At 61.0% G+C, this 21,220-nt stretch carries 15 protein-coding genes, 2 tRNA genes and 2 rRNA genes (1 of these 19 cut by a window edge); 6 read left to right on the forward strand and 13 right to left on the reverse strand.

What is annotated here, in order from left to right; all coding sequences use genetic code 11:
- The 4 genes from RX328_RS39200 to RX328_RS39215 form a co-directional block, all read right to left on the reverse strand.
- Positions 1-1,054, reverse strand: a 23S ribosomal RNA gene (locus RX328_RS39200); it reaches 1,790 nt to the left of the window's first position.
- Positions 1,055-1,436: 382 nt separating this feature from the next.
- A tRNA-Ala gene (locus tag RX328_RS39205) sits at positions 1,437-1,512 on the reverse strand.
- 112 nt (positions 1,513-1,624) lie between these two features.
- Positions 1,625-1,701 (reverse strand) — tRNA-Ile (locus RX328_RS39210).
- 227 nt (positions 1,702-1,928) lie between these two features.
- Positions 1,929-3,417: ribosomal RNA gene (locus tag RX328_RS39215) — 16S ribosomal RNA — on the reverse strand.
- The 16S and 23S rRNA genes sit together here with 2 tRNA genes alongside, the layout of an rRNA operon.
- 834 nt (positions 3,418-4,251) lie before the next feature.
- On the opposite strand from RX328_RS39215, the gene RX328_RS39220 reads away from it, so the two are divergent.
- From RX328_RS39220 to RX328_RS39230, 3 genes are all read left to right on the forward strand, one after another.
- Complete coding sequence (locus RX328_RS39220) at positions 4,252-6,321, forward strand: M23 family metallopeptidase (protein WP_213246873.1); 2,070 nt, start codon at positions 4,252-4,254, stop codon at positions 6,319-6,321.
- A gap of 160 nt (positions 6,322-6,481) precedes the next feature.
- Positions 6,482-6,841 carry an SPW repeat protein gene (locus RX328_RS39225; protein WP_213246871.1) on the forward strand — a complete coding sequence of 120 codons (360 nt, stop codon included), beginning with the start codon at positions 6,482-6,484 and terminating at the stop codon, positions 6,839-6,841.
- Positions 6,842-6,918: 77 nt separating this feature from the next.
- A complete protein-coding gene (locus tag RX328_RS39230; RefSeq protein WP_213246869.1) occupies positions 6,919-7,182 on the forward strand; it encodes a hypothetical protein in 264 nt (87 codons plus the stop codon).
- Positions 7,183-7,252: 70 nt separating this feature from the next.
- Here the strand turns inward: RX328_RS39230 and clpB are convergent, their stop codons facing one another.
- Positions 7,253-9,892: an ATP-dependent chaperone ClpB gene (clpB, locus tag RX328_RS39235; protein ID WP_213246867.1), complete on the reverse strand. Its 2,640-nt coding sequence runs from the start codon at positions 9,890-9,892 to the stop codon at positions 7,253-7,255.
- Between the two features lie 219 nt (positions 9,893-10,111).
- Between clpB and RX328_RS39240 the strand changes: the two genes are divergently transcribed.
- Positions 10,112-10,897 (forward strand): MOSC domain-containing protein, encoded by a 786-nt coding sequence (locus tag RX328_RS39240; protein WP_213246865.1) that lies wholly within the window; start codon positions 10,112-10,114, stop codon positions 10,895-10,897.
- A 202-nt stretch (positions 10,898-11,099) separates the two neighbouring features.
- Here the strand turns inward: RX328_RS39240 and fsrB are convergent, their stop codons facing one another.
- Positions 11,100-12,392 carry a siderophore utilization protein FsrB gene (gene fsrB / locus RX328_RS39245; RefSeq protein WP_213246863.1) on the reverse strand — a complete coding sequence of 431 codons (1,293 nt, stop codon included), beginning with the start codon at positions 12,390-12,392 and terminating at the stop codon, positions 11,100-11,102.
- 97 nt (positions 12,393-12,489) lie between these two features.
- The gene (locus RX328_RS39250) at positions 12,490-14,481 is read right to left on the reverse strand and encodes a TonB-dependent siderophore receptor (protein ID WP_213247097.1); all 1,992 of its coding nucleotides are present in this window, start codon (positions 14,479-14,481) and stop codon (positions 12,490-12,492) included.
- A 994-nt stretch (positions 14,482-15,475) separates the two neighbouring features.
- On the opposite strand from RX328_RS39250, the gene RX328_RS39255 reads away from it, so the two are divergent.
- The gene (locus RX328_RS39255) at positions 15,476-16,255 is read left to right on the forward strand and encodes a phosphatase PAP2-related protein (protein ID WP_213246861.1); all 780 of its coding nucleotides are present in this window, start codon (positions 15,476-15,478) and stop codon (positions 16,253-16,255) included.
- A gap of 76 nt (positions 16,256-16,331) precedes the next feature.
- On the opposite strand, the gene RX328_RS39260 is transcribed toward RX328_RS39255, so the two are convergent.
- From RX328_RS39260 to RX328_RS39285, 6 genes are all read right to left on the reverse strand, one after another.
- A complete protein-coding gene (locus RX328_RS39260; protein ID WP_213246859.1) occupies positions 16,332-16,517 on the reverse strand; it encodes a hypothetical protein in 186 nt (61 codons plus the stop codon).
- A 221-nt stretch (positions 16,518-16,738) separates the two neighbouring features.
- Complete coding sequence (locus tag RX328_RS39265; RefSeq protein WP_213246857.1) at positions 16,739-17,014, reverse strand: DUF1488 domain-containing protein; 276 nt, start codon at positions 17,012-17,014, stop codon at positions 16,739-16,741.
- 305 nt (positions 17,015-17,319) lie between these two features.
- Positions 17,320-17,616 carry a hypothetical protein gene (locus RX328_RS39270; protein WP_213246855.1) on the reverse strand — a complete coding sequence of 99 codons (297 nt, stop codon included), beginning with the start codon at positions 17,614-17,616 and terminating at the stop codon, positions 17,320-17,322.
- Positions 17,609-17,878, reverse strand: coding sequence for a hypothetical protein (locus RX328_RS39275; protein WP_213246853.1), 270 nt, complete (start codon positions 17,876-17,878; stop codon positions 17,609-17,611). Before RX328_RS39275 ends, RX328_RS39270 begins: the two co-directional genes overlap by 8 nt.
- Positions 17,879-18,003: 125 nt before the next feature.
- Complete coding sequence (locus tag RX328_RS39280; protein WP_213246851.1) at positions 18,004-18,207, reverse strand: hypothetical protein; 204 nt, start codon at positions 18,205-18,207, stop codon at positions 18,004-18,006.
- 631 nt (positions 18,208-18,838) lie between these two features.
- Positions 18,839-19,708, reverse strand: coding sequence for a TIGR02594 family protein (locus RX328_RS39285; protein WP_249726034.1), 870 nt, complete (start codon positions 19,706-19,708; stop codon positions 18,839-18,841).
- A gap of 258 nt (positions 19,709-19,966) precedes the next feature.
- Here RX328_RS39285 and RX328_RS39290 point away from each other — a divergent pair, with 258 nt between their 5' ends.
- Positions 19,967-20,839 carry an alpha/beta fold hydrolase gene (locus RX328_RS39290; RefSeq protein ID WP_213246844.1) on the forward strand — a complete coding sequence of 291 codons (873 nt, stop codon included), beginning with the start codon at positions 19,967-19,969 and terminating at the stop codon, positions 20,837-20,839.
- The last annotated feature ends 381 nt before the right edge of the window (positions 20,840-21,220 follow it).

Here is a 21,220-nt window from a genome sequence, read left to right on the forward strand (position 1 = left end):
TCTCCACGACGGACGTTAGCACCCGCCGTGTGACTCCCGCATATTGCTTTCGGGTATTCGGAGTTTGGTTGGGTTTGGTAAGACGGTAAGTCCCCCTAGCCCATCCAGTGCTCTACCCCCCGAAGCATTCATGCGAGGCGATACCTAAATATCTTTCGCGGAGAACCAGCTATTTCCCAGTTTGATTGGCCTTTCACCCCTAACCACAAGTCATCGGAGTCTTTTTCAACAGACACCCGTTCGGTCCTCCAGTGAGTGTTACCTCACCTTCAACCTGCTCATGGCTAGATCACTAGGTTTCGGGTCTAATACAACGAACTTGGCGCCCTATTCAGACTCGCTTTCGCTGCGCATACGCCTATCGGCTTAAGCTTGCTCGTTAAATTAAGTCGCTGGCCCATAATACAAAAGGTACGACGTCACCCAGAACGTATCTTGGGCTCCGTCTGTTTGTAGGTGTCCGGTTTCAGGTCTATTTCACTCCCCTCGTCGGGGTGCTTTTCACCTTTCCCTCACGGTACTGGTTCACTATCGGTCGCTGAGGAGTACTTAGGCTTGGAGGGTGGTCCCCCCGTGTTCAGACAGGATTACACGTGTCCCGCCTTACTCAAGGATACATCATCGCATTACCCGTACGGGGCTATCACCCTCTGAGGCCCTGCTTTCCTGACAGGTTCCGGTTGTCTTTGATGTATCACTGGCCTGGTCCGCGTTCGCTCGCCACTACTAACGGAGTCTCGATTGATGTCCTTTCCTCCAGGTACTTAGATGTTTCAGTTCCCTGGGTTCGCTTAAAACCTCCTATGAATTCAGAGATTTCATACCTTCACTTGATAACTGGAAATCCAAAACCTCACGGCTTGGTCTCACACATTGCTGTACGAACCCCAAGATAGAGATCTTGGAGTTCCAGCTATCGAAGGTGGGTTTCCCCATTCGGAAATCCGTGGATCAAAGCTTCTTCGCAGCTCCCCACGGCTTATCGCAGCGTAGCACGTCCTTCATCGCCTCTCAGCGCCAAGGCATCCACCGAACACCCTTAAGGCACTTGATTGCTCTCATTATCAATGTCCACACACTCGGCAGAATGTTGTCTGCGCAATTGCCTGTGAAGGCACGCACCCTCGATGAATGCTATGCGCAGCCGGACACTGATTAGAAAGACCAGCTTGCTTCGTAAGATCGAACCGATAGCGAGGCGGTCAAGCTTCGCTAAAAAGATCATTTACAACCCGATCATCTTGCGATGAGCGAGCGCCGAAATGACCTGGAGATTATGAGTGAGATTCCGCAAATTGCTTTGCAGACCCCAAACTCGGATCGATCTCCTCTTTACGATGTCAGATATCACGCATGTCACTGCCCATCCGGACAATGTATGCGAAGTGATGTTTCGCGGACGATTATTCGAGGCACTCTCGATCTTCGATTTCATCTGGTGGAGCCAGACGGGATCGAACCGACGACCTCATGCTTGCAAAGCACGCGCTCTCCCAGCTGAGCTATGGCCCCGTACCAGAAGACGAATGCTCCCTTAGGCCCGTCGTCGCCCTTTGGGCTACGCCGGGCACGCTTCGCTTTGTCATGTCGCATGGCTGCGCCACGCGTAGCCAACGGCGAAGCGTGGTGGGCCTGGGAAGACTTGAACTTCCGACCTCACGCTTATCAAGCGCGCGCTCTAACCAACTGAGCTACAAGCCCCTAACACGAGGGACTTAAGCTCGCGCGCAATCGGTCACGCCAATGCATCGCACAAGCGCCAAACCTTCGCACAGCGCTAAGCCCCTGGCGCGTGTTCGTCCGCGAAGAAAGAGAAACGAAGACGGCGAAATCCCGCCAATGCAGCTCAACAATCCTGACGATTGTTGGCCACTGATGTTTCTAAAACGATCCGATAGATAGCAAGCTATCTGAAGGATCATCCTTAGAAAGGAGGTGATCCAGCCGCAGGTTCCCCTACGGCTACCTTGTTACGACTTCACCCCAGTCGCTGACCCTACCGTGGCCGGCTGCCCCCTTTCGGTTAGCGCACCGTCTTCAGGTAAAACCAACTCCCATGGTGTGACGGGCGGTGTGTACAAGGCCCGGGAACGTATTCACCGTGGCGTGCTGATCCACGATTACTAGCGATTCCAACTTCATGGGCTCGAGTTGCAGAGCCCAATCCGAACTGAGACGGCTTTTTGAGATTTGCGAAGGGTCACCCCTTAGCATCCCATTGTCACCGCCATTGTAGCACGTGTGTAGCCCAGCCCGTAAGGGCCATGAGGACTTGACGTCATCCCCACCTTCCTCGCGGCTTATCACCGGCAGTCTCCTTAGAGTGCTCAACTAAATGGTAGCAACTAAGGACGGGGGTTGCGCTCGTTGCGGGACTTAACCCAACATCTCACGACACGAGCTGACGACAGCCATGCAGCACCTGTCTCCGGTCCAGCCGAACTGAAGGACCCCATCTCTGGGGCCCGCGACCGGGATGTCAAGGGCTGGTAAGGTTCTGCGCGTTGCGTCGAATTAAACCACATGCTCCACCGCTTGTGCGGGCCCCCGTCAATTCCTTTGAGTTTTAATCTTGCGACCGTACTCCCCAGGCGGAATGCTTAAAGCGTTAGCTGCGCCACTAGTGAGTAAACCCACTAACGGCTGGCATTCATCGTTTACGGCGTGGACTACCAGGGTATCTAATCCTGTTTGCTCCCCACGCTTTCGTGCCTCAGCGTCAGTATCGGGCCAGTGAGCCGCCTTCGCCACTGGTGTTCTTGCGAATATCTACGAATTTCACCTCTACACTCGCAGTTCCACTCACCTCTCCCGAACTCAAGATCTTCAGTATCAAAGGCAGTTCTGGAGTTGAGCTCCAGGATTTCACCCCTGACTTAAAGACCCGCCTACGCACCCTTTACGCCCAGTGATTCCGAGCAACGCTAGCCCCCTTCGTATTACCGCGGCTGCTGGCACGAAGTTAGCCGGGGCTTATTCTTGCGGTACCGTCATTATCTTCCCGCACAAAAGAGCTTTACAACCCTAGGGCCTTCATCACTCACGCGGCATGGCTGGATCAGGCTTGCGCCCATTGTCCAATATTCCCCACTGCTGCCTCCCGTAGGAGTTTGGGCCGTGTCTCAGTCCCAATGTGGCTGATCATCCTCTCAGACCAGCTACTGATCGTCGCCTTGGTGAGCCATTACCTCACCAACTAGCTAATCAGACGCGGGCCGATCTTTCGGCGATAAATCTTTCCCCGTAAGGGCTTATCCGGTATTAGCCCAAGTTTCCCTGGGTTGTTCCGAACCAAAAGGTACGTTCCCACGCGTTACTCACCCGTCTGCCGCTGACGTATTGCTACGCCCGCTCGACTTGCATGTGTTAAGCCTGCCGCCAGCGTTCGCTCTGAGCCAGGATCAAACTCTCAAGTTGGACTTGAAACCTTGAACCGGCTGATCACAACGTTTGACGAGGTCCCACCATATATATCGCCGACGATTCACATCGCTGACGACGATGGTGTAACCTTTAAAACGTGTACCGCCGAAGTCTTTCGTCCAGCCTCAATACTTCAATACTTGCGTATTCAAGTGATCGAGACTCGCAAGGACTCCGCCGTCCACGTTTCTCTTTCTTCATCTTCACTTGTCAAACAGCCCGGGACCACTTGGGATCCCACCCTTCCATCCCTGGAAGGTTCCGCACCCACCCATCCGACGACAAATGACAACCGATTGGTATCGGCTGTTGAGTCACTCATCGTAATGAGGAGCTTGCGGGGCGCGAAGAGATGCCTTGGCCTCGGGGCCAATGCATCGCCGCGCTCAGTGGCCGGGTTATAGGCCCGCCCGATCGGGGTTGTCAACGCCCTTCGTCAACAAATTGTCGCATCACGTCGAAGAATTTTGGGACGCCAAGAAGTCCCTATGTTTCGGGCCTTTGGCCGCACTTGAGCCACAATCCTGCGACGTTCTGACTGTAAGTAAGCATTGAATCACCGGATGCCAGTGGGGGCTGCCCGGTGTTCAGGGACAGGCGATATTCGAGGAACCCGTCGCCTTTCCCACGCGGCCAGGAAACTTCGAGAGATCTGCTGACCATTGACGTTCGAGACTGCGGCCGGTCTTCTTCTGGCCTCTGATTCCCGAATTTCCATGCGTGCGGCAACGCCATGCCCCGGAATCGCTCCTTCAAAAGGGCGGAAACGTGGGGTCTGGATCGGGCGAGGTCTTGTCGGATGTCGGTGGAATTTGGGGGGACACAGGGTTGAGCCAGAAGGCGCCACGCGGAAGCGGCTATGGACGCGAGACCGGGATCATTGATCTCGGTCACGAGCCGCCACTTTCCGTCGATGGCTCCGAGGCTGCGGTGATCGATCGCCGCCGTGTCTCTGTGCAATGGTTCAGCGGCACTATCCTGACCGGTCTGTGCGGCGCGGCCCTCATCGGCGGCGCCGTTTTTGCGTCCCTCGACGGCGAAATGACCTTTGCCAAGGTGCCGGAGCGCGTCGAAGGCGCGTTGCGTGGGGCATTCAGCGCCAATGACCGCACCGCCACCCTGCACAAGAGCGACCGCCTGCCGCCGCCTGGCGAATCCACTGCCTCGCGTAATGTGGTTCGGGTATCGACGGTTACCCGCGTCGGGAACCGCGACGTGATGCGGGTGCGGCCATTCGTTCGTATCTCCGGCAATCTATCGATGACGACGAGCGATCTCAGCGCCAAGATCCCGCCATTCAACGCGCAGCGCATGCTCACCGATGTCGGCACCCCGACTCAACCGGCTTCCGAGGATCCGAACAATCCCGAGGCGGTCGAACCCGACGCCGAGGTTTCCTTTGTGACCAAGGATCTCGCAACGGTGCTGCCGAAGGCGAAACTCTCCGCCGTGGTCGCGCTGGACGAAGTCCTGATGCGGGTGCGGGATGCTGCGAACTGGCGCGGCTCGGGCGGCGTCCGCTACACGGCGCTGGCCAATGCCGCCGCCGACGTCAGCGGCGCCCAGTCCGATCTCAAGCTCGCCTATGCCACCGAAGGCAACGTCTCCGATCCCTATGCCGGCTTTGAAACCCGCATCGTGCCGGAAAATGTCACCCTGCTGCCGAAGACCAAGGACCAGATCACTGGCGGCAACCCCACCGGCGAACGCATTCACATCGTGAAGAAGGGCGACAGCGTCGCTTCGGTCCTGCGCGACCAGGGTGCGACGCCCGATGAAGCCAGGGCGATCGCATTGACCCTTGGTGCCCGCGGCCGCGACGGCGGCCTAAAGGAAGGCCAGAAGCTGCGCATCCTGATGGCGCCCTCGGGCCTCGGCCCCGCCGCCCGGCTGCAGCCTTATCGCGTGATCGTCGCCAACGACACTACCGTCGAAGCCGTGGCCGCGCTGTCGGACGTCGGCAAATATGTCGCGGTCGACGTGCAGAGCATGAATACCGTCGCCGAAGCTCCCGCCGGCAAAGATGACGACGAGGACGATGAGGATGACGGCAGCGGCGTCCGGCTCTACCAGAGCATCTACGAGACCGCCATGCGCAACAAGGTGCCGGCCGCCGTGATCGAGGACATGGTCCGCATCTATTCCTATGACGTCGACTTCCAGCGCAAGGTGCAGCCCGGCGATTCCTTCGACGTATTCTTCGCGGGCGACGACGAAGGCACTCCCAGCACCGAAAAGACCGAAGTGTTGTTCGCTTCCCTCACCGTCGGCGGCGAGACCAAAAAATACTATCGCTTCCAGACCCCCGACGACTCCGTCGTCGACTTTTACGACGAGACCGGCAAGAGCGCGAAGAAGTTCCTGGTCCGCAAGCCCGTCAACAACGCGATCATGCGGTCGGGCTTCGGCGGCCGCCGTCACCCGATCCTGGGCTTTACCAAGATGCATACCGGCGTGGACTGGGCGACCCCCTACGGCACGCCGATCTTCGCCTCCGGCAATGGCGTGGTCGAGAAGGTCGGCTGGGAGGGCGGCTACGGCAAATACGTTCGCCTGAAACACAATAACGGCTACGAGACCGCCTACGGCCACATGTCGGCGTTCGCCAAGGGCATGGAGCCCGGCAAGCGCGTACGCCAGGGCCAGGTGATCGGCTTCGTCGGATCGACGGGCATGTCGACCGGCGCCCATGTCCACTACGAGATTCTGGTCAACGGCCGCTTCGTCGACCCGATGCGCGTCAAGCTGCCGCGCGGCCGTTCGCTCGAAGGCTCAATGCTGGCGAGCTTCGAAAAGGAGCGCGACCGTCTCGACGCGCAGATGAGCAACCGCGGCAACTCGGCGCGGGTTTCCGAGGCCACCGGCGCCACGCCGCAGACGCGCCAGGTCAGCCGCTGAGCCTTCGCAGCGCCCCAGCCCGAGCCGACGCCCATTACCTGCAAGGGCGATAGGCAGCGCCGCCCCGCGTGTTCATTAATTTACATTCAGTCGCCGCCCCATGGAACCCGGACGGCCGTTGCCCGGTTGATTAACTGGCAAGTCTTCAATGGAGGATGCCATGGAGAATTGGAGCAACGCAAAATGGTGCGACGTCGCGAACTTGGTCCTCGGCGCGATACTGTTCTTTTCGCCCTGGATGTTCGGCTTTGACGCCGGAACAGTTTCCAACAACGCCTATGTCACAGGCCTCGTAATCGCGATCCTTGCGATAGCGGCGCTGGCAGCGTTCGCGGTGTGGGAGGAGTGGCTGAACCTGATCGTCGGACTGTGGGCGCTGGTATCGCCTTGGGTACTGGGCTTCCAGGGGACCACGGCGATGACGGTGCACGTGTTGATCGGCGCTGCCGTGGCGGTGCTGGCGGCGATCGAAATCTGGCTCATGACGCAAAACCCGCCGCGGCTTACCACGGGCCGCTGAGACGCCTTGCCCACGTACCGCCCGCCGCATGCTGGCGGCGGGCGGTTGTTGGCGCGACGTGAAGGGGATGAGCAGCAATGAACCGCATTACCCGGGACGACGTAATCAAGGCAGTCAGCGGGGCTGACGAAGTCACGATCGCCCAGATCATCGGAACCGGCGCCACAGTAGATGAGTTGGCGGAGGCTCAAGCCTGGATGGCCAATGACGAGCCGATGCTGAATGCGGGCCGGCCGCTGGCGACTGGCCGGGTCCGCGAACTCGTGGATATACTGACGGAGCTCGAGCCAGAGGACGATGATCCCGGTGAGCCGGGGCCTGCCGTCAGTTCAATGGAATGACACAGCCACGGACTCCTTAACCAAAGCCCCGAACATTGTGTGTTCGGGGCTTTCGCGTTGACGTGGTGCATCAATTCAGCTTGCGCTTCGGCACCGGGGCCTCGAACTGGGCGATCTCCGCGGTTTGCGCGGCCTTGCCGTTGAAGGTCAGCACGTTGCCTTCGCTCGAGATCACGACGCGGTCGCCGTCGCCGATCTCGCCGGCGAGGATCATCTCGGCCAACGGGTCCTGCAGGTTGCGCTGGATCACCCGCTTCAGCGGCCGGGCACCGTAGGCCGGATCCCAGCCCTTGGCGGCCAGCCAGTCGCGCGCCGCTGCATCCAGCGTCAGCGTGATCTTGCGATCCTCCAGGAGTTTCTGCAGGCGAGCGAACTGGATCTCGACGATCCGGCCCATCTCGCTCTTCTGCAACCTGTGGAACAGGATGATCTCGTCGACCCGGTTGAGGAATTCGGGCCGGAAATGCGCCCGCACCATCCCCATCACCTGCTCGCGCACAGCTATTGTGTCCTCGCCTTCCGGCTGGTTCACCAAAAACTCCGAACCGAGGTTCGAGGTCATGATGATCAGCGTGTTGCGGAAGTCGACGGTGCGCCCCTGACCGTCAGTCAGCCGGCCGTCGTCGAGCACCTGCAGCAGCACGTTGAACACGTCGGGATGTGCCTTTTCGATTTCGTCGAACAGCACCACCTGATAAGGCCGCCGCCGCACCGCTTCGGTGAGCGCCCCACCCTCGTCATAGCCGATATAGCCGGGAGGCGCACCGATCAGCCGCGACACCGAGTGCTTTTCCATGAACTCGGACATGTCGAGGCGGACCATCGCGGTCTCGTCGTTGAACAGGTACTCCGCCAGCGCTTTCGTCAGTTCGGTCTTGCCGACGCCGGTCGGACCCAAGAACATGAACGAGCCCAGCGGGCGGTTCGGGTCCTGCAGCCCGGCGCGCGAACGGCGCACGGCGGTTGCCACCGCACGCACGGCTTCGGCCTGGCCGACCACGCGCTTGCCGAGTTGGTTCTCCATTTTCAGGAGCTTGTCCCTTTCGCCCTCCAGCATCTTGTCGACGGGAACGCCGGTCCAGCGCGACACCACCTGCGCGACGTGGTTGGCCGTGACGGCCTCCTCCATCATCTCGCCGACGTCCTCCTTGGCTTCGATTTCGGCGAGCTTCTTTTCAAGCTCGGGAATCCGGCCATAGGCGAGCTCGCCTGCCCGCTGGAATTCACCGCGACGCTGCGCGTTGGCGAGTTCGATGCGCAACGTGTCGAGTTCGCTCTTGAGCTTCTGCGCGTCGGAGAGCTTGCTCTTCTCCGCGCTCCAGCGTGCCGTCAGCGCCGCCGATTTCTCCTCGAGATCGGCCAATTCCTTTTCCAGCGTCTGCAAGCGGGTTTTCGAACCGGCATCGGTTTCCTTCTTCAGCGCCTCCTGCTCGATTTTCAGCCGGATGATTTCCCGGTCCATCGAATCGAGTTCTTCTGGCTTGGAATCGACCTGCATCTTCAGCCGCGCCGCAGCCTCGTCGACCAGGTCGATGGCTTTGTCGGGCAGGAAACGGTCGGTGATGTAGCGGTTCGACAGCGTGGTCGCAGCCACCAGCGCGGAATCGGTGATGCGCACGCCGTGATGCTGTTCGTATTTGTCCTTCAAGCCGCGCAGGATCGAAATCGTATCCTCGACCGTGGGCTCGGAGACGAAGATCGGCTGGAAGCGCCGCGCCAGGGCCGCGTCCTTTTCGACATGCTTGCGATATTCGTCGAGCGTGGTCGCGCCGATGCAGTGCAGCTCGCCACGTGCCAGCGCTGGCTTCAACAGGTTAGACGCATCCATCGCGCCCTCCGCCTTGCCGGCGCCGACCAGCGTGTGCATCTCGTCGATGAACAGGATGATCGAGCCCTCGGCCGCGGTGACCTCCTGCAGCACGGCCTTCAGCCGTTCCTCGAACTCGCCGCGATACTTGGCGCCCGCAATCAGCGCCCCCATGTCGAGCACCAGCAGTTTCTTGTCTTTCAGGCTCTCCGGCACGTCGCCGTTGAGGATGCGCAGCGCCAGGCCCTCGACGATGGCGGTCTTGCCGACGCCGGGTTCGCCGATCAGCACCGGGTTGTTCTTGGTGCGGCGGGACAGCACCTGGATGGTGCGGCGGATTTCCTCGTCGCGGCCGATGACGGGATCGAGCTTGCCGTCACGCGCGGCCTGCGTGAGGTCGCGGGCATATTTCTTCAGCGCGTCGTAGGCGTTTTCGGCCGATGCGCTGTCGGCTGTACGGCCCTTGCGCAGCGATTCGATCGCCGCATTGAGGTTTTGCGGCGTGACGCCGCCCTTGCTCAGAATGGTACCGGCCTCGCTGCTTTTCTCGAGCGTCAGCCCCAGCAGCAGCCGCTCGACCGTGACAAAGCTGTCGCCGGCCTTCTCGGCGGCCTTTTCCGCCGCGTCGAAGGCGCGCGCCATATCGGGGGCAAGATAGATCTGCCCGGCGCCGCTTCCCGAAACCTTCGGCAGCTTCTTCAGCGCGTCCTCGGTTGCCTTGAGAATGGCGCGGGAATTACCGCCAGCGCGGTCAATCAGACCGCCGGCAAGCCCCTCGCTATCGTCCAGCAGCACCTTGAGCACATGCAGGGTCGAGAACTGCTGGTGCCCATCGCGCATGGCGAGCGATTGCGCAGACTGAATGAAGCCTCGCGCACGCTCGGTGTATTTTTCAATATTCATCTTTTGCTTCCCTCGGCATGCCGCCATCACCCCTGAGGCATGATTGCGGCATCTTCATTGGGGTTCCGCGAACCGCGTTGACCTTCGTCAACCGGCCGCACTCGTCGCCCGCATTTCAGGCTTGCCTCGAATGTGGGCATCGCTGGGAAAAACGGAAGAGGCCCACTCACAAATTCGGGAACGCTTGGCGAAAGCCGCAGGAATCCATTAAGAAGCCGTATGGACGCCATCTCCCCCGCCCGGATCGCCGGGATCTACCGTTACCCCGTCAAAGGCCTGACCCCGGAGCAGCTCGACCGCGCTGAGCTCAAGCCCGGGCAAACCCTTTTGGCTGACCGCCGCTACGCCATCGAGAACGGCCCCTCCGGTTTCGATCCGGCGGAGCCGAAATGGCTACCGAAGCCGCACTTCCTGATGCTGATGCGGGATGAGTGGCTGGCCGGCCTGCGCAGCCATTTCGACGACGCGAGCAACGTCCTCTCGATCCGCCGGAACGGCGAGATTGCGGCCGAGGGCAATCTAGCTACTGCCGAGGGCCGGCGGACCATCGAGAACTTCTTCGCCACCGCCTTTGCCGGCCAGATCAAGGGCCCGCCCAAGGTGCTCGAAAGCCCCGGCCACAGTTTTTCGGATGTTGCCCGCAAGGTCGTCTCGATCATCAACCTTGCCAGCGTCCGCGCCATCGAGGACATCGTCGGCGCCCCGGTTCATCCGCTTCGCTTTCGCGCCAATCTCTATGTCGAGGGCTGGCCGGCCTGGCACGAATTCGACCTGCTCGACCGGATGCTTGCGATCGGCAACGTCCGGCTGAAGGTGGTGAAACGCATCGTCCGCTGCGCTGCCGTCAATGTCGATCTCGATACGGCCGAGCGCAACCTCGCGATTCCCCCGGCGCTGCAGCGCCGGCTCGGCCATGGCGATTGCGGGATCTATGCCGAGGTGATCACGGGCGGCAGCATCAGCACCGGCGACGCGATCACGGCGGAGCAGGCGGAGTTGCTGTAAGGTTTCGGCCTTCATTGCGGCTACTGAAACAGCACAACGACCGTCATCCCCGCGGAAAGCGGGGATCCAGTACGCCGCGGCCTATCAGTTCAATCCCTACAGTCTCTGGGATACTGGATCGTCCGCCTTCGCGGACGATGACAACCGGATCTAATTTCGATTGCAAGAAGCCGATTCGGAGGCCCGACAAGTTCGATACGAGCTATTCCGCCGGCGCAAGCTGGCCCCTGCTCGAGCGTGTTGCAGCGGCCTCGCGTACCCGGACGCGGGCACGGCGCTTGCGCCACCAGATCACGACGCCCGTCACTGATAACGCCGCAACCACCAACCCCATCACCGAGATCAGGATGCGGCCGGGCAGCCCGGCGATACGGCCGGAATGCAGCGGGAATTGCGCCTGCACGAAGATATCAGCGGCGGTGCCGACCCACGGCAGCCGCTCGCCGATCGGGCGTCCGTCCTCGCTGTCGTAATAAAGCTGCGCCGGGCCGACGCCGCCAGCGCCATGATCGTCGCCGGGGTGGAAGAAGGCCGCGGCATACACGCCGTGGGCCGGGCCGTAATTGATCGAACCGACGGGCGTAGTCCATCCCCGGCTCTTGCCGTCGGCCGCCGCCCGCGCGGCGATATCGGCATACGTGATCTTGGGTTCGATCGGATCGTCGAGATGCCGATACGGACGCTGCTCGTACGGCGTCGGGGTGTAGTTCGACACCGTCTTCATCAGCGGCGAGAACACCTCGAAGTATAGGTTCAGCGAGAACGCCGTGAAGGCGATGACGAACAGCAGCGCCCAGGTCCACAGGCTGAAAGCGCGGTGGATATCGAAATTGATTCGATAAGCACTCCCTGAGGTCTTGATTTTCCAGGCCGGCGCCCAGCGCGCCCAGAAACCTCGGCCGAGTTCGCGCGCAACGGCGGGTGCTCGCTCCGCCCTGGCGCGGCGACGGGACGGCAGCGTCAGATAGAAGCCGAGGAAGCAATCGATGGTCCAGATGATCGCGATAACGCCAAGCACGCGCATCCCCCAGCGATCGCTGCCCCAGAACTCCGGAATGTGCATGGTGTAGTGCAGCTTATAGAGGAACGAGACGAAGTTCTCGCGCGTCACCGGCCATACCGCGCCCCAGTAGCGCCGTCCGAGCTCGGCGCCGGTGTTGGGATCGAGGAAGATCTGGTTGTAATCCAGATTAAATCGCTTGCCGGTCGCGGGATCGATCCGCGGCAGCACGAAGAACCACAGCGATTCGCCCTTTTCCGGCGTCATGAACATGTGGACGACGCGGGCGCGCGGATCGCGCTGCTCGATCAGCTTGACTAGCTCGACGGAGGGAATCGCGGGACCGCTGCTGGTCACGTCGAACAGCTGCTTGTTCAAGAGGTCGTCGATCTCGTGGTCCCACGAGATGATCGCGCCGGTGACGCCGGAAAAAAACAGAAAGCCGGCGGTGAGAAGGCCGGCCCAGCGATGCAGTCGCCCGAAGATCGATTTCATGGCTTCGTCCGTGCTATTGGTGCCTCAATTAGCAAACATCATCACCGCCGGTCGATTGACCGGCGGTGATGTATCGGTCGCAGCATGTCGCTGCCTATCACCATCGATAGGTCAGCTTCGCGATCGCCTTGCGGCCCTCGGCATAGAAGCAGCTCGTGTAGCCGTAGCAGGCCGCGACATAGCGGGTGTCGGCGATGTTGGTGACGTTCAGCGCCAGGCGATAGTTGTCTTTGGTGTAGGCCAGCAGCGCGTCGACCGCGGTCGAGGCCGGCACCTTGAAGGTGTTGGCATCGTCGCCGAAGGTCGAGCCGACATAACGGACGCCGCCACCTACCTGGACGCCGGCGAGCGGCCCACCCTGCAGCGTGTAATCGGTCCACAGCGCGAACCGGTTGAGCGGCACGGTGGTCGGCGTCTTGCCGACGTTGACGGGATCCTGCGTGACCACGGCGTCGATGTAGGAGTAAGCGCCACGGACGTTGAAACCTTCCGTCAGCGTGGCCGTGCCTTCCAGCTCGATGCCGCGCGAGTTCACCTGTCCCCTCTGCTCGGCAGTGTACGACGGAGGCGCGAAGGTGACGACATTGGACCGCGTCAGATCGAAGGCCGCCAGCGTGATCAACGCATTGATTCCGACTGGCTGATACTTCACGCCGACTTCATACTGGACGCCGGTTTCCGGCTTCAGCAGCTCGCCCGCGGCGTTGGTGTTGAGCACCGGCAGGAATGATTCGGCGTAGCTGAAATACGGCGCGATACCGTTGTCGAAATTGTACATCACGGCGGCGCGACGGGTGAACGCGGAAGCGTCGGTGCTGGCCGAGGTCGGGCGGAGAAAGTCGTCGAGGTCAGTCGTGGCGAAGTCCTGCCGGGCGCCCAGCAGGAACGAGAGCCGGCCGAGCTTGATCTGGTCCTGCGCGTAGAATCCGATCTGCGACTGCTTGATGCGTAGGTCGTCAGAAGGGCCGAGATTGGTCCAGGTATTGGTGTAGACAGGCGCAAACACGTTGATCTTGCCGGTGCTGTACCCTGAAGCGACGTCCCGGAACGAGGTGTTGCGGTAGTCGATGCCGAACAATGTGGTGTGGCTCAAAATGCCGGTGACGAACTTGCCCTGGAGTTGGTTGTCGACAGCGAAGGAGTTGATGGTCGTTGCACCGCCGGAGCCGGCGCGTGACATCAGACCTGCGGCTTCGTCGGCCGCCGAGAGGTAGCCCAGACCGTAGAAGCTCTGCTGTTCATTGTGCATCCACGCATAACGCAGGTTCTGCCGGAACGTGAGCGCCTCGTTGATGTCGTGCGATAGCAGGTAGCCCGCCGTGGCCAACTCCGTATCAAATCGGTTGAAATTCGGTTCGCCGCCGAAAAACGTATTCGGAATGATGCGGCCGTTGTTCGGAAACACCGTGCCCGACGGCGGCAGGAATTGCAGGCCCCAGCCAGCGGTGTCCTTTTGATAGTTGGCCAGCAGCGTGATGGTGGTGTCTTCGTTCGGCTTGATCGTCACTGCCGGCGCGATGAAGACGCGGTTGTCCTTGGTGAAATCGACCTGGGTTTCGCCGTCGCGGACAACGCCGGTCAGGCGCCACAACACCGTGCCTTCCTTGTTGGCGGGGCCGCCAACGTCAAATTGGCCCTGGTAGCGATTGAAGCTGCCGCCCGACACCGAGATCTCGCCGAACTGGTAGGCCGTGGGCAGCTTGCTGACATAGTTGAGAATGCCGCCGGTGCCGCTGCCGCCGTACATTACCGAGGACGGCCCCTTCAGCACTTCCAGACGCTCGGCGCCGTAGGGCTCCAGACCGAGGAAGTGCACATAGCGGCTGCTGGGCAGCCGCAGGCCATCGAGATAGAGGCCCGGCATGGTCATGTCGAAACCGCGGATCTGCAACCCGCCGAAACGCGTGTCGGAACCGCCGTTGACGTCGCCGCTGACGCCGGCCGTGTAGCGCAATGCAGCGCCGACCGATTCCGCTCCCTGGTTTTTGACCTGGTCTGTCGTGACGACGGAAATCGACTGCGGGGTTTCGATGATCGGCGTGTCGGTCTTGGTCGCAGTGCCGGTGCGAGTTGCGACAAAGCCGCGCACGGGACCATTGGCGCGTTCGCCGGCACCGGGGCCTGACGCGGCCGCAGCCGGTACCGCTTCTTGTGGGTTGGCGGCGGCGCGAGTGACGCGCGTAGCGCGCGTGGTCGCAGCACGGCGGGATGACGGCGCCGCGGCCGGTCGCGCGCGCTCCTGCGGCGCGTCCACAGTGACCGGCGGCAGTGACGACTGCGCCAGCGCCGCGCCGGTCGGCAGGGAGAGGGTGAAATTGCTGACTGCCCCCAGGCAGATCGTTCGCAAGAGTTGAAGTCGAGTGGCGGAAAACGAATCAAACGCTGTCAGTGTCACCCTTAGATACCCCGAAGTCTGCCGGCTTGGCCGGTAGGATTTTTGATGCCTCGCTCTAACGCAGACATCTTCGGAGTTCGATGGGTGGTTGCTAGAATTGCTCCAGATTGCGTGATCGATGGGAATATGATCAACGTCCATGCGACTGGAGAGAAGCTCCAGCTTGCCGATGGCAACAGCGGGAGAGACTTGCGATCGCCTCACCTTCAATCATGACGCGCATCAGCGGCGCGCCGACACACGGGTCGCCTCGAATTGGACCTCAGATTCCAAGCGCGAGAAGGCCAGTACAAACCACAATCAAGCTGACGACGATAACAGCAAGAAAACTGGATGAAGCAAAATCTTCGCGCATGACGACACCTACTGCCTCAGGCAAATCTCTCGTGAGCCTGAACCTCGCCCCAGGGAGTCTCGGATAGCCTCCGGTTGTTTGGGGACGGCCATCAAACCACTGGTCTGTTTCAGGGTGTCTTCGTCGGACTGAGAAAACGACTTCGTCAGGCGGCACTGCTGTTGCAGCCCAGAGGTCCCACGAAACGTCTTCACGAAACTGAGAGGCCGGTGCGGCATAGGGGATACGCCGCTCCGACTTAGTTCCACGCAACAAGGGCTTCCGAGATGTGGCGTAGTTCATACGCCGCTGCCGCGTCCCGCATTACAGATTTGCGAACGGAGGGCAGTCGTAATGGAAGATACCATCCGGCTCTACCGAACGCTGTTGGGCAATCGCGCGTATCTGCGCTCGCTATCCGAGGGCGCATTTTTCCTCGCCGCCAGCTCCATTGCTATCTATGCCGCCGTGACCTACGCGACCGTCCACGCCAGCAACCACGTCACCGATTTTGTGCTGAGCCGCGTCGGGCCTTTCAACGTGCGCTTTCTGTTCATTTACGGGACGTTCGCAGCGTTCGTGATCACCGCAGGGCTGCTGGCCTGGCGGCCGAACCGGCTGCCATTCGCACTCAAGGCCGCAGCGCTGTTCCTGCTGGTCCGTGCCGTGTTCGTGGCGCTCACCCACGTGGCGCCATCGCCGATCGATCCGCAGCAGCCGGCGCCGTTCTTCAATTCGATTTTCTACGGCAGCGACCTGTTCTTTTCCGGCCACACCGGTCTGCCGCTTCTCGCAGCGCTTGCCTTCTGGCACATCCCGCAATGGCGAATATTCTATCTCGCGCTGACCGGCTTCTTCGGCTCAATCGTGCTGCTCGGCCACTATCACTATTCGATCGATGTGCTCGCGGCATTGTTCATCACCCACGGCATCTTTCAGATTTCGTGCTGGCTGTTTCGCCGCGACTACGCGCTGTTTCGCTCCTGCGAGAGCGAGGCTGTACCGCGGGCAAAGCTGACCAGACGAAAGATACTGGCCCCAGCCGACGGCGGACATGGGTCCGCGCCTAAGCCGTTCGCGCTGCACCTCGTCGGCGATGAATCGTTGCAGAGCGGTCAATCCAGGACTGACTGAATTATCCGAACGGCTTGGCGCTGGTGGAGCCGTCATCGGGCGCGCATTCCCGGCGCTACACTTGCTTCTGCCGTCCCTACGCCCGCTCGCCGGCCATCGCACGATCGATCGCGTCTATCAAGCCCTGTATCTCGATGAACTTTAGCCGTGCGCGCTCCGCCTTGTCGCGATCGAACGGCGCAGCAAGCACCTTGGCGTGCACATCGCGATCCTCGATCATGCGGTCCCGCGCCTTTCTCAGAATCTCATGGCGTTCGTTCATCTTGTTTCACCTCTATTGTGCTGAAATCCCTTAAGGCGAAGCGGACTACCGGTTGATTATCGCAGCACAGGCAACGACCGGCCCCAGGAATACCGGCAACCGGATGGGCAGCACGAGCCACTCGCCGAGGGTGATTTTCTTGAGATCTGGCATATGACCACCTGTTCAGTTCAGGCGGGAAATGCCGACCACTTCTTTCGAATCAAGCCTGCTCGAGTCTATCAGCGGAAATCGATGCCGCGCAGAATGATACCCGGAGGATTGCCTTCGAACTCCCCGGCGAGAAATTTTCGTGACGCGCATTGTTCGATCCGATCCCGCAGCCGCACGAATTGTTGTTCGCGCTGGTCCGCCGCGGTGCGCGAGGCGTGTTCAAGATCGTCCATCGCCGAGGCGCTAACGGCGCACGGTATTACCCTGGCCCCGTCCCTCATCGAGAACAGCACCACCATGCGATCGAATTCGTAACCACCGACATCGCCGCGCGTGAGTGTCATTCTGAGTAACCTCCGGCTGATAAGGGCAGCACCAGGCTCCAGTGCCAATCATTTTTTCCTGATAGGCTGAGGATCGATCTCCGCAATCCTGCGCAGGCACTCGGCTTCGGAATCGTGCGGGCCAGAGACGAATGTTCCGCTGACTTTGGTGGAGTACCATCCGGAAACGACACCGAGGCGGAGCGACTCTTCAGCCTTGACGTGACGGGGCGAGAGATTTTGCATGTGAGGCTTTCAGTTGCGCGTTCGAGGTAATTCGAGTGCGTGGCAAGAAGCTCGACGGCCGAGCCGGAATATTCGCCTCGTCAGTTTTCACCAGCGAGGCGGGCGAGGTCAGCCAGTACGGTGGCCACGAGGTCGCGGTGATGCGTATCTGTCGGCGCCAAATCCGCCGCATAGAGGTTCAGGACGTACCGCGCTTTTGCGACCGCTTCCGGCCACGACTCAGCCGGGACGGTCAGGAGCTGCAGTTCGAGGGCAGCCTGGCGGTCCCGCTGCAGCTTTGCGTTAGCCTCGACGTCGGCGAGCACGCGGCGGATATCGGTCGCCTTTTGCGCCGCCATGCCCCGGTGCTTGTCGAGATCGACCGGGGTTTCACTCACGAGATGCGATCGCGTCGTCGCGCTGCGCATCGGAAAGATCGACCGAGCTGATCGAGATCATTTCCGTCGAAGTTTGGTGCGGCGCCGCGCCGGGGACCATGATCATGGTGGCGACGCGGCGGAAGCTCTGAAACGAAAGACCTTCGATCATTTCCTCGTCGGTGATGACCTCATAAGCGCCAGGCGGCAACAGCCGGCCGACCCCCTTCAGATGGAACGGACGCTTGAAATGAATCATTTCCCGTCGCGTGCGCGTGGTCATGTATCGACCGTGCGCCCTTTCCCCGCAAATAGCTATCGATTTTTTCGGAGAAAGCGGCATTTGTCCAGGTTAAGGCAACCTACGGCAGCCGCGATGAATCGGGCTAAGAGGGTCCGGCATCGCAATTACGAGAACAATCGATCGGTCGCCTTGTCGAGCCGCTTCGCCGAACCGCTCGCGTCATTCAGATGACCAACCAATTCACCGGATAGCCGGTAGATGTTCTTGCCCTTGAGATCAAAGAGCTTCTTGCCGCTAAGATCGAAAATTTCTGGGCCGACCACCACAGCGACGCGGGTTCCCTTGCTGTTGAATATGTTGCCGTTCATGAGCGGCCTCCTTTTTGACAGCCAGCGCTGAATGCAGCGCCCATTCCGTGTCGGTAGCGAGATAAAATCGACCGCATCGCAGCCAGCGCCTTTACTGGGGCGGCTTCAGCGGACTGCCCAACCACCCCCGCGCTTCGGCATTAATCGGATCCGCGGCCGCCTGCGCTTCATGGATCAGTCCGCATTTCCTGCATCGTAAGGTCCACTGCTCGAAGCCGAGCCTTCCCGGAACAACACGTAACACTTCCATGTCGGCTCGGCATATCGGACAGCGGGGTCGCACGGTTTGGCGAGGCGATAGCTTGTCGGTGAGTTGCGCGTCGGGCATCAGGCCCTCCCTTTGTGAGGCGGGAGCACAACACTCTCAGTCACCGATGGAGCCAAAGACAGAGCGGCGATGGCAAAAAGCCTACGCCTAAATGGCACCGGGCGCATGTAAAATGTGTACGCACTGCAGGAACTCGGGCACTGGAGACAGAATGCCGCAGACCCGAAATCAACAAGCGGCCCCGAAGCGCAAAGCGCCGGCAGCCAGACATCTGCCTTCCCGCGCTTCACCTGCCTTCACGCATCAGCGTGAAGGCAGCCTCGCCCCGCAAAGAACGGGAAGAGGAGAAGAAGCGCCGCCGCCTCAGCTCGTCGGCATGACGTAGGCGTAGATCCGGCCGCGCGAGACCGGAATCTCGCGGACGCGGTTGCCGCTGTTGCCCGAGATCATGATCGGATTGCCCTTGGCGTCGATGCCGGTGATGATGCCGACATGGCCGCCGCGGCGGCCGCGCGACATTACCGCGATCGCGCCGACCTGCGGGCCGGAAATGCGCTGGCCGTATTTCGCGAACGAGCTCGCCATGTCGGAGCCGGTGCCGCGATAACCGGAATGCTGCAGAACCATGTTCATGAACCGCGCGCACCACAGCCTGCCGCGCCCCGTGGGATTGCCGCCGAGATATTTCCGAGCTTCGGCGACGACGTTCGATGAGGTGTAGCTTGACGCCATCGCGCCGCCGGTCGGCGTTACCGTTGCATTGGATTCGACGCTCGTTCCCGGCGTGACGCTTGCGTTGGCATCGGCAAGACCGCGCGCGTGCATCTGCGTGACCGCGCGCTCCCAGCGCGATGCGTGCGCGGCGTGCCGGAGCCGGGCGCGACGGCCGCCGCGGTCGGCGCGCGCTGCCTTGACTGTATTGGACGAGACGAAACCGCCGGGTGTCACCATCTCGGCGCTGCTTCCCATGAAGCTTGGGCTATTCTCGGCAAAGCCGCCCGCCTGCATTTGTGCAGCCCTGCGCTCCCAGCGCGACTTCCTGAGAGCATGGCGATGGTGGCGATATGTGTAATGATGCTTCGCATGATGGCCGGCGTGATAAGCGCGAGCGTGCCGCCCTGCGCCGTGATTTGGTCTTGCTGAAGCCGGAGAGACAAATACGAAAATGGAAGCCGAACACAGTGCCAGCGCGATGAAACGAAGCGACCGGCGAAACGCAAACAACTGACGCATACTCGATCCTCTTAAAGCCCCCACTTCCCCTTTGCGTTCGTCTACGAACGAACGCGGGCGGCGTTTTGCGTGTGGCGATGTGACGAGAGGAAGATTTTATGTGGCGGCGCGGCAACGATTCCGGGGTGATTCCGCGCTCATTTGATGGCGAAAATGAACCTTTCCTGCCGCATTGCAGCCCCGAGAATTAATTGCAATTTTGCAGGTTCGCCGCGCAAGGAAGCTGCGCAAAAACAAGAAAATCGAGAGGAATCTGAAATGCCCTATGCCGTCGCCAAGGATAACGTCCGTCTCTATTTCGAGGAGGCTGGAAGCGGGACGCCGATCATCTTCCTGCACGAATTCGCGGCCGACCACACCAATTGGGAGCCGCAGATGCGCTACTTCTCGCGCGGCCATCGCTGCATCGCCTATTCGGCGCGCGGCTATACGCCCTCCGACGTGCCTCCCTCGGCCGACGTCTACACCTACGAGCATTTCTACACCGACGCGCTCGCCGTGCTCGACCACCTCGGAATCGCCAAAGCGCATTTCGTCGGCCTGTCGATGGGCTCCTATTCCTCGCTGCAGGTCGGCCTCAATGCGCCGGAGCGCGCGCTGTCGATGACGCTCGCCGCTGTCGGCGCCGGTTCGGGCCTCGAGCATCTCGAGGCCTTCCGGGCCCAATGCGTCGCCAATGCCGAGCAGTATGAGGCGATCGGATCGGTTGAGGTTGCCAAGGTAACGCGTGAGGCGCCGAGCCGGATTCCATTTTTGCTGAAAGACCCGCGCGGCCACGCCGATTTCTACGCGGCGCTGGCGCGGCATGATGCCAGAGGCTCGGCCAACACCATGCGCAGCTTTCAGGGCAAGCGACCGTCGATCTACACCATGACAGATGCGATCCGACGCGTGCCGACACCAGCGCTGATCCTGTGCGGCGACGAGGACGACAATTGCATCGAACCGAGCCTGTTCCTGAAGCGGCACTTGCCGGCGGCGGGGCTTTCGTTCTTTCCGAAGTCGGGCCACGTGCTCAATCTGGAAGAGCCGGCGCTGTTCAACGAGATGGTCGAGCGGTTCATCGCGCTGGTGGAAGCCGGGCGATGGCCGGCGCGGGACCCGAGGTCGATGGTGGCAGCGATGGTCTAAGCGCAGCGCAAGTGCGCTCCCTCTCCCGCTTGCGTGGAAGGAAGCGCAGCGTGCCCACCTCACGTCGCGTCACGCTGCTGCAAGTTGCGCCTCGGCGTGGCAAGCACATGTGAGGGACGCGCCGGCGGAAGGTTCCCTCTCCCCTTGCGGGAGAGGGTTAGGGAGAGGGGTGCCGCTTGCTCCGTCGTTGGACGGCAAAGATGGCTTCTGCGAAGACCTTCTCTCGCGTCGCGAGCCGTGTTGCGCGAGTTCACCGTTCTCTTCCGCTGGAGCCCTGGGCTTACCCCTCTCCCCAACCCTCCCCCGCGAGGGCGGAGGGAGCCCTGACAGCGTGCTTACCTTACGTCCCATTACGGCTGCCCCGTCATTGCGAGCGAAGCG

Source organism: Bradyrhizobium sp. sBnM-33 (assembly GCF_032917945.1).
In the GTDB taxonomy this organism is placed as follows: domain Bacteria; phylum Pseudomonadota; class Alphaproteobacteria; order Rhizobiales; family Xanthobacteraceae; genus Bradyrhizobium.

Excerpts from the sequence above, each read along its gene's own strand:
- RX328_RS39280 (WP_213246851.1), bottom strand. The coding sequence starts at position 18,207 with ATGAACGGCAACATATTCAACAGCAAGGGAACCCGCGTCGCTGTGGTG.
- RX328_RS39230 (WP_213246869.1), top strand. The coding sequence starts at position 6,919 with ATGAACCGCATTACCCGGGACGACGTAATCAAGGCAGTCAGCGGGGCT.
- fsrB (WP_213246863.1), bottom strand. The coding sequence starts at position 12,392 with ATGAAATCGATCTTCGGGCGACTGCATCGCTGGGCCGGCCTTCTCACC.
- RX328_RS39265 (WP_213246857.1), bottom strand. The coding sequence starts at position 17,014 with ATGACACTCACGCGCGGCGATGTCGGTGGTTACGAATTCGATCGCATG.
- RX328_RS39260 (WP_213246859.1), bottom strand. The coding sequence starts at position 16,517 with ATGAACGAACGCCATGAGATTCTGAGAAAGGCGCGGGACCGCATGATC.
- RX328_RS39285 (WP_249726034.1), bottom strand. The coding sequence starts at position 19,708 with ATGCGTCAGTTGTTTGCGTTTCGCCGGTCGCTTCGTTTCATCGCGCTG.
- RX328_RS39240 (WP_213246865.1), top strand. The coding sequence starts at position 10,112 with ATGGACGCCATCTCCCCCGCCCGGATCGCCGGGATCTACCGTTACCCC.
- RX328_RS39290 (WP_213246844.1), top strand. The coding sequence starts at position 19,967 with ATGCCCTATGCCGTCGCCAAGGATAACGTCCGTCTCTATTTCGAGGAG.
- clpB (WP_213246867.1), bottom strand. The coding sequence starts at position 9,892 with ATGAATATTGAAAAATACACCGAGCGTGCGCGAGGCTTCATTCAGTCT.
- RX328_RS39255 (WP_213246861.1), top strand. The coding sequence starts at position 15,476 with ATGGAAGATACCATCCGGCTCTACCGAACGCTGTTGGGCAATCGCGCG.
- RX328_RS39225 (WP_213246871.1), top strand. The coding sequence starts at position 6,482 with ATGGAGAATTGGAGCAACGCAAAATGGTGCGACGTCGCGAACTTGGTC.
- RX328_RS39275 (WP_213246853.1), bottom strand. The coding sequence starts at position 17,878 with ATGACCACGCGCACGCGACGGGAAATGATTCATTTCAAGCGTCCGTTC.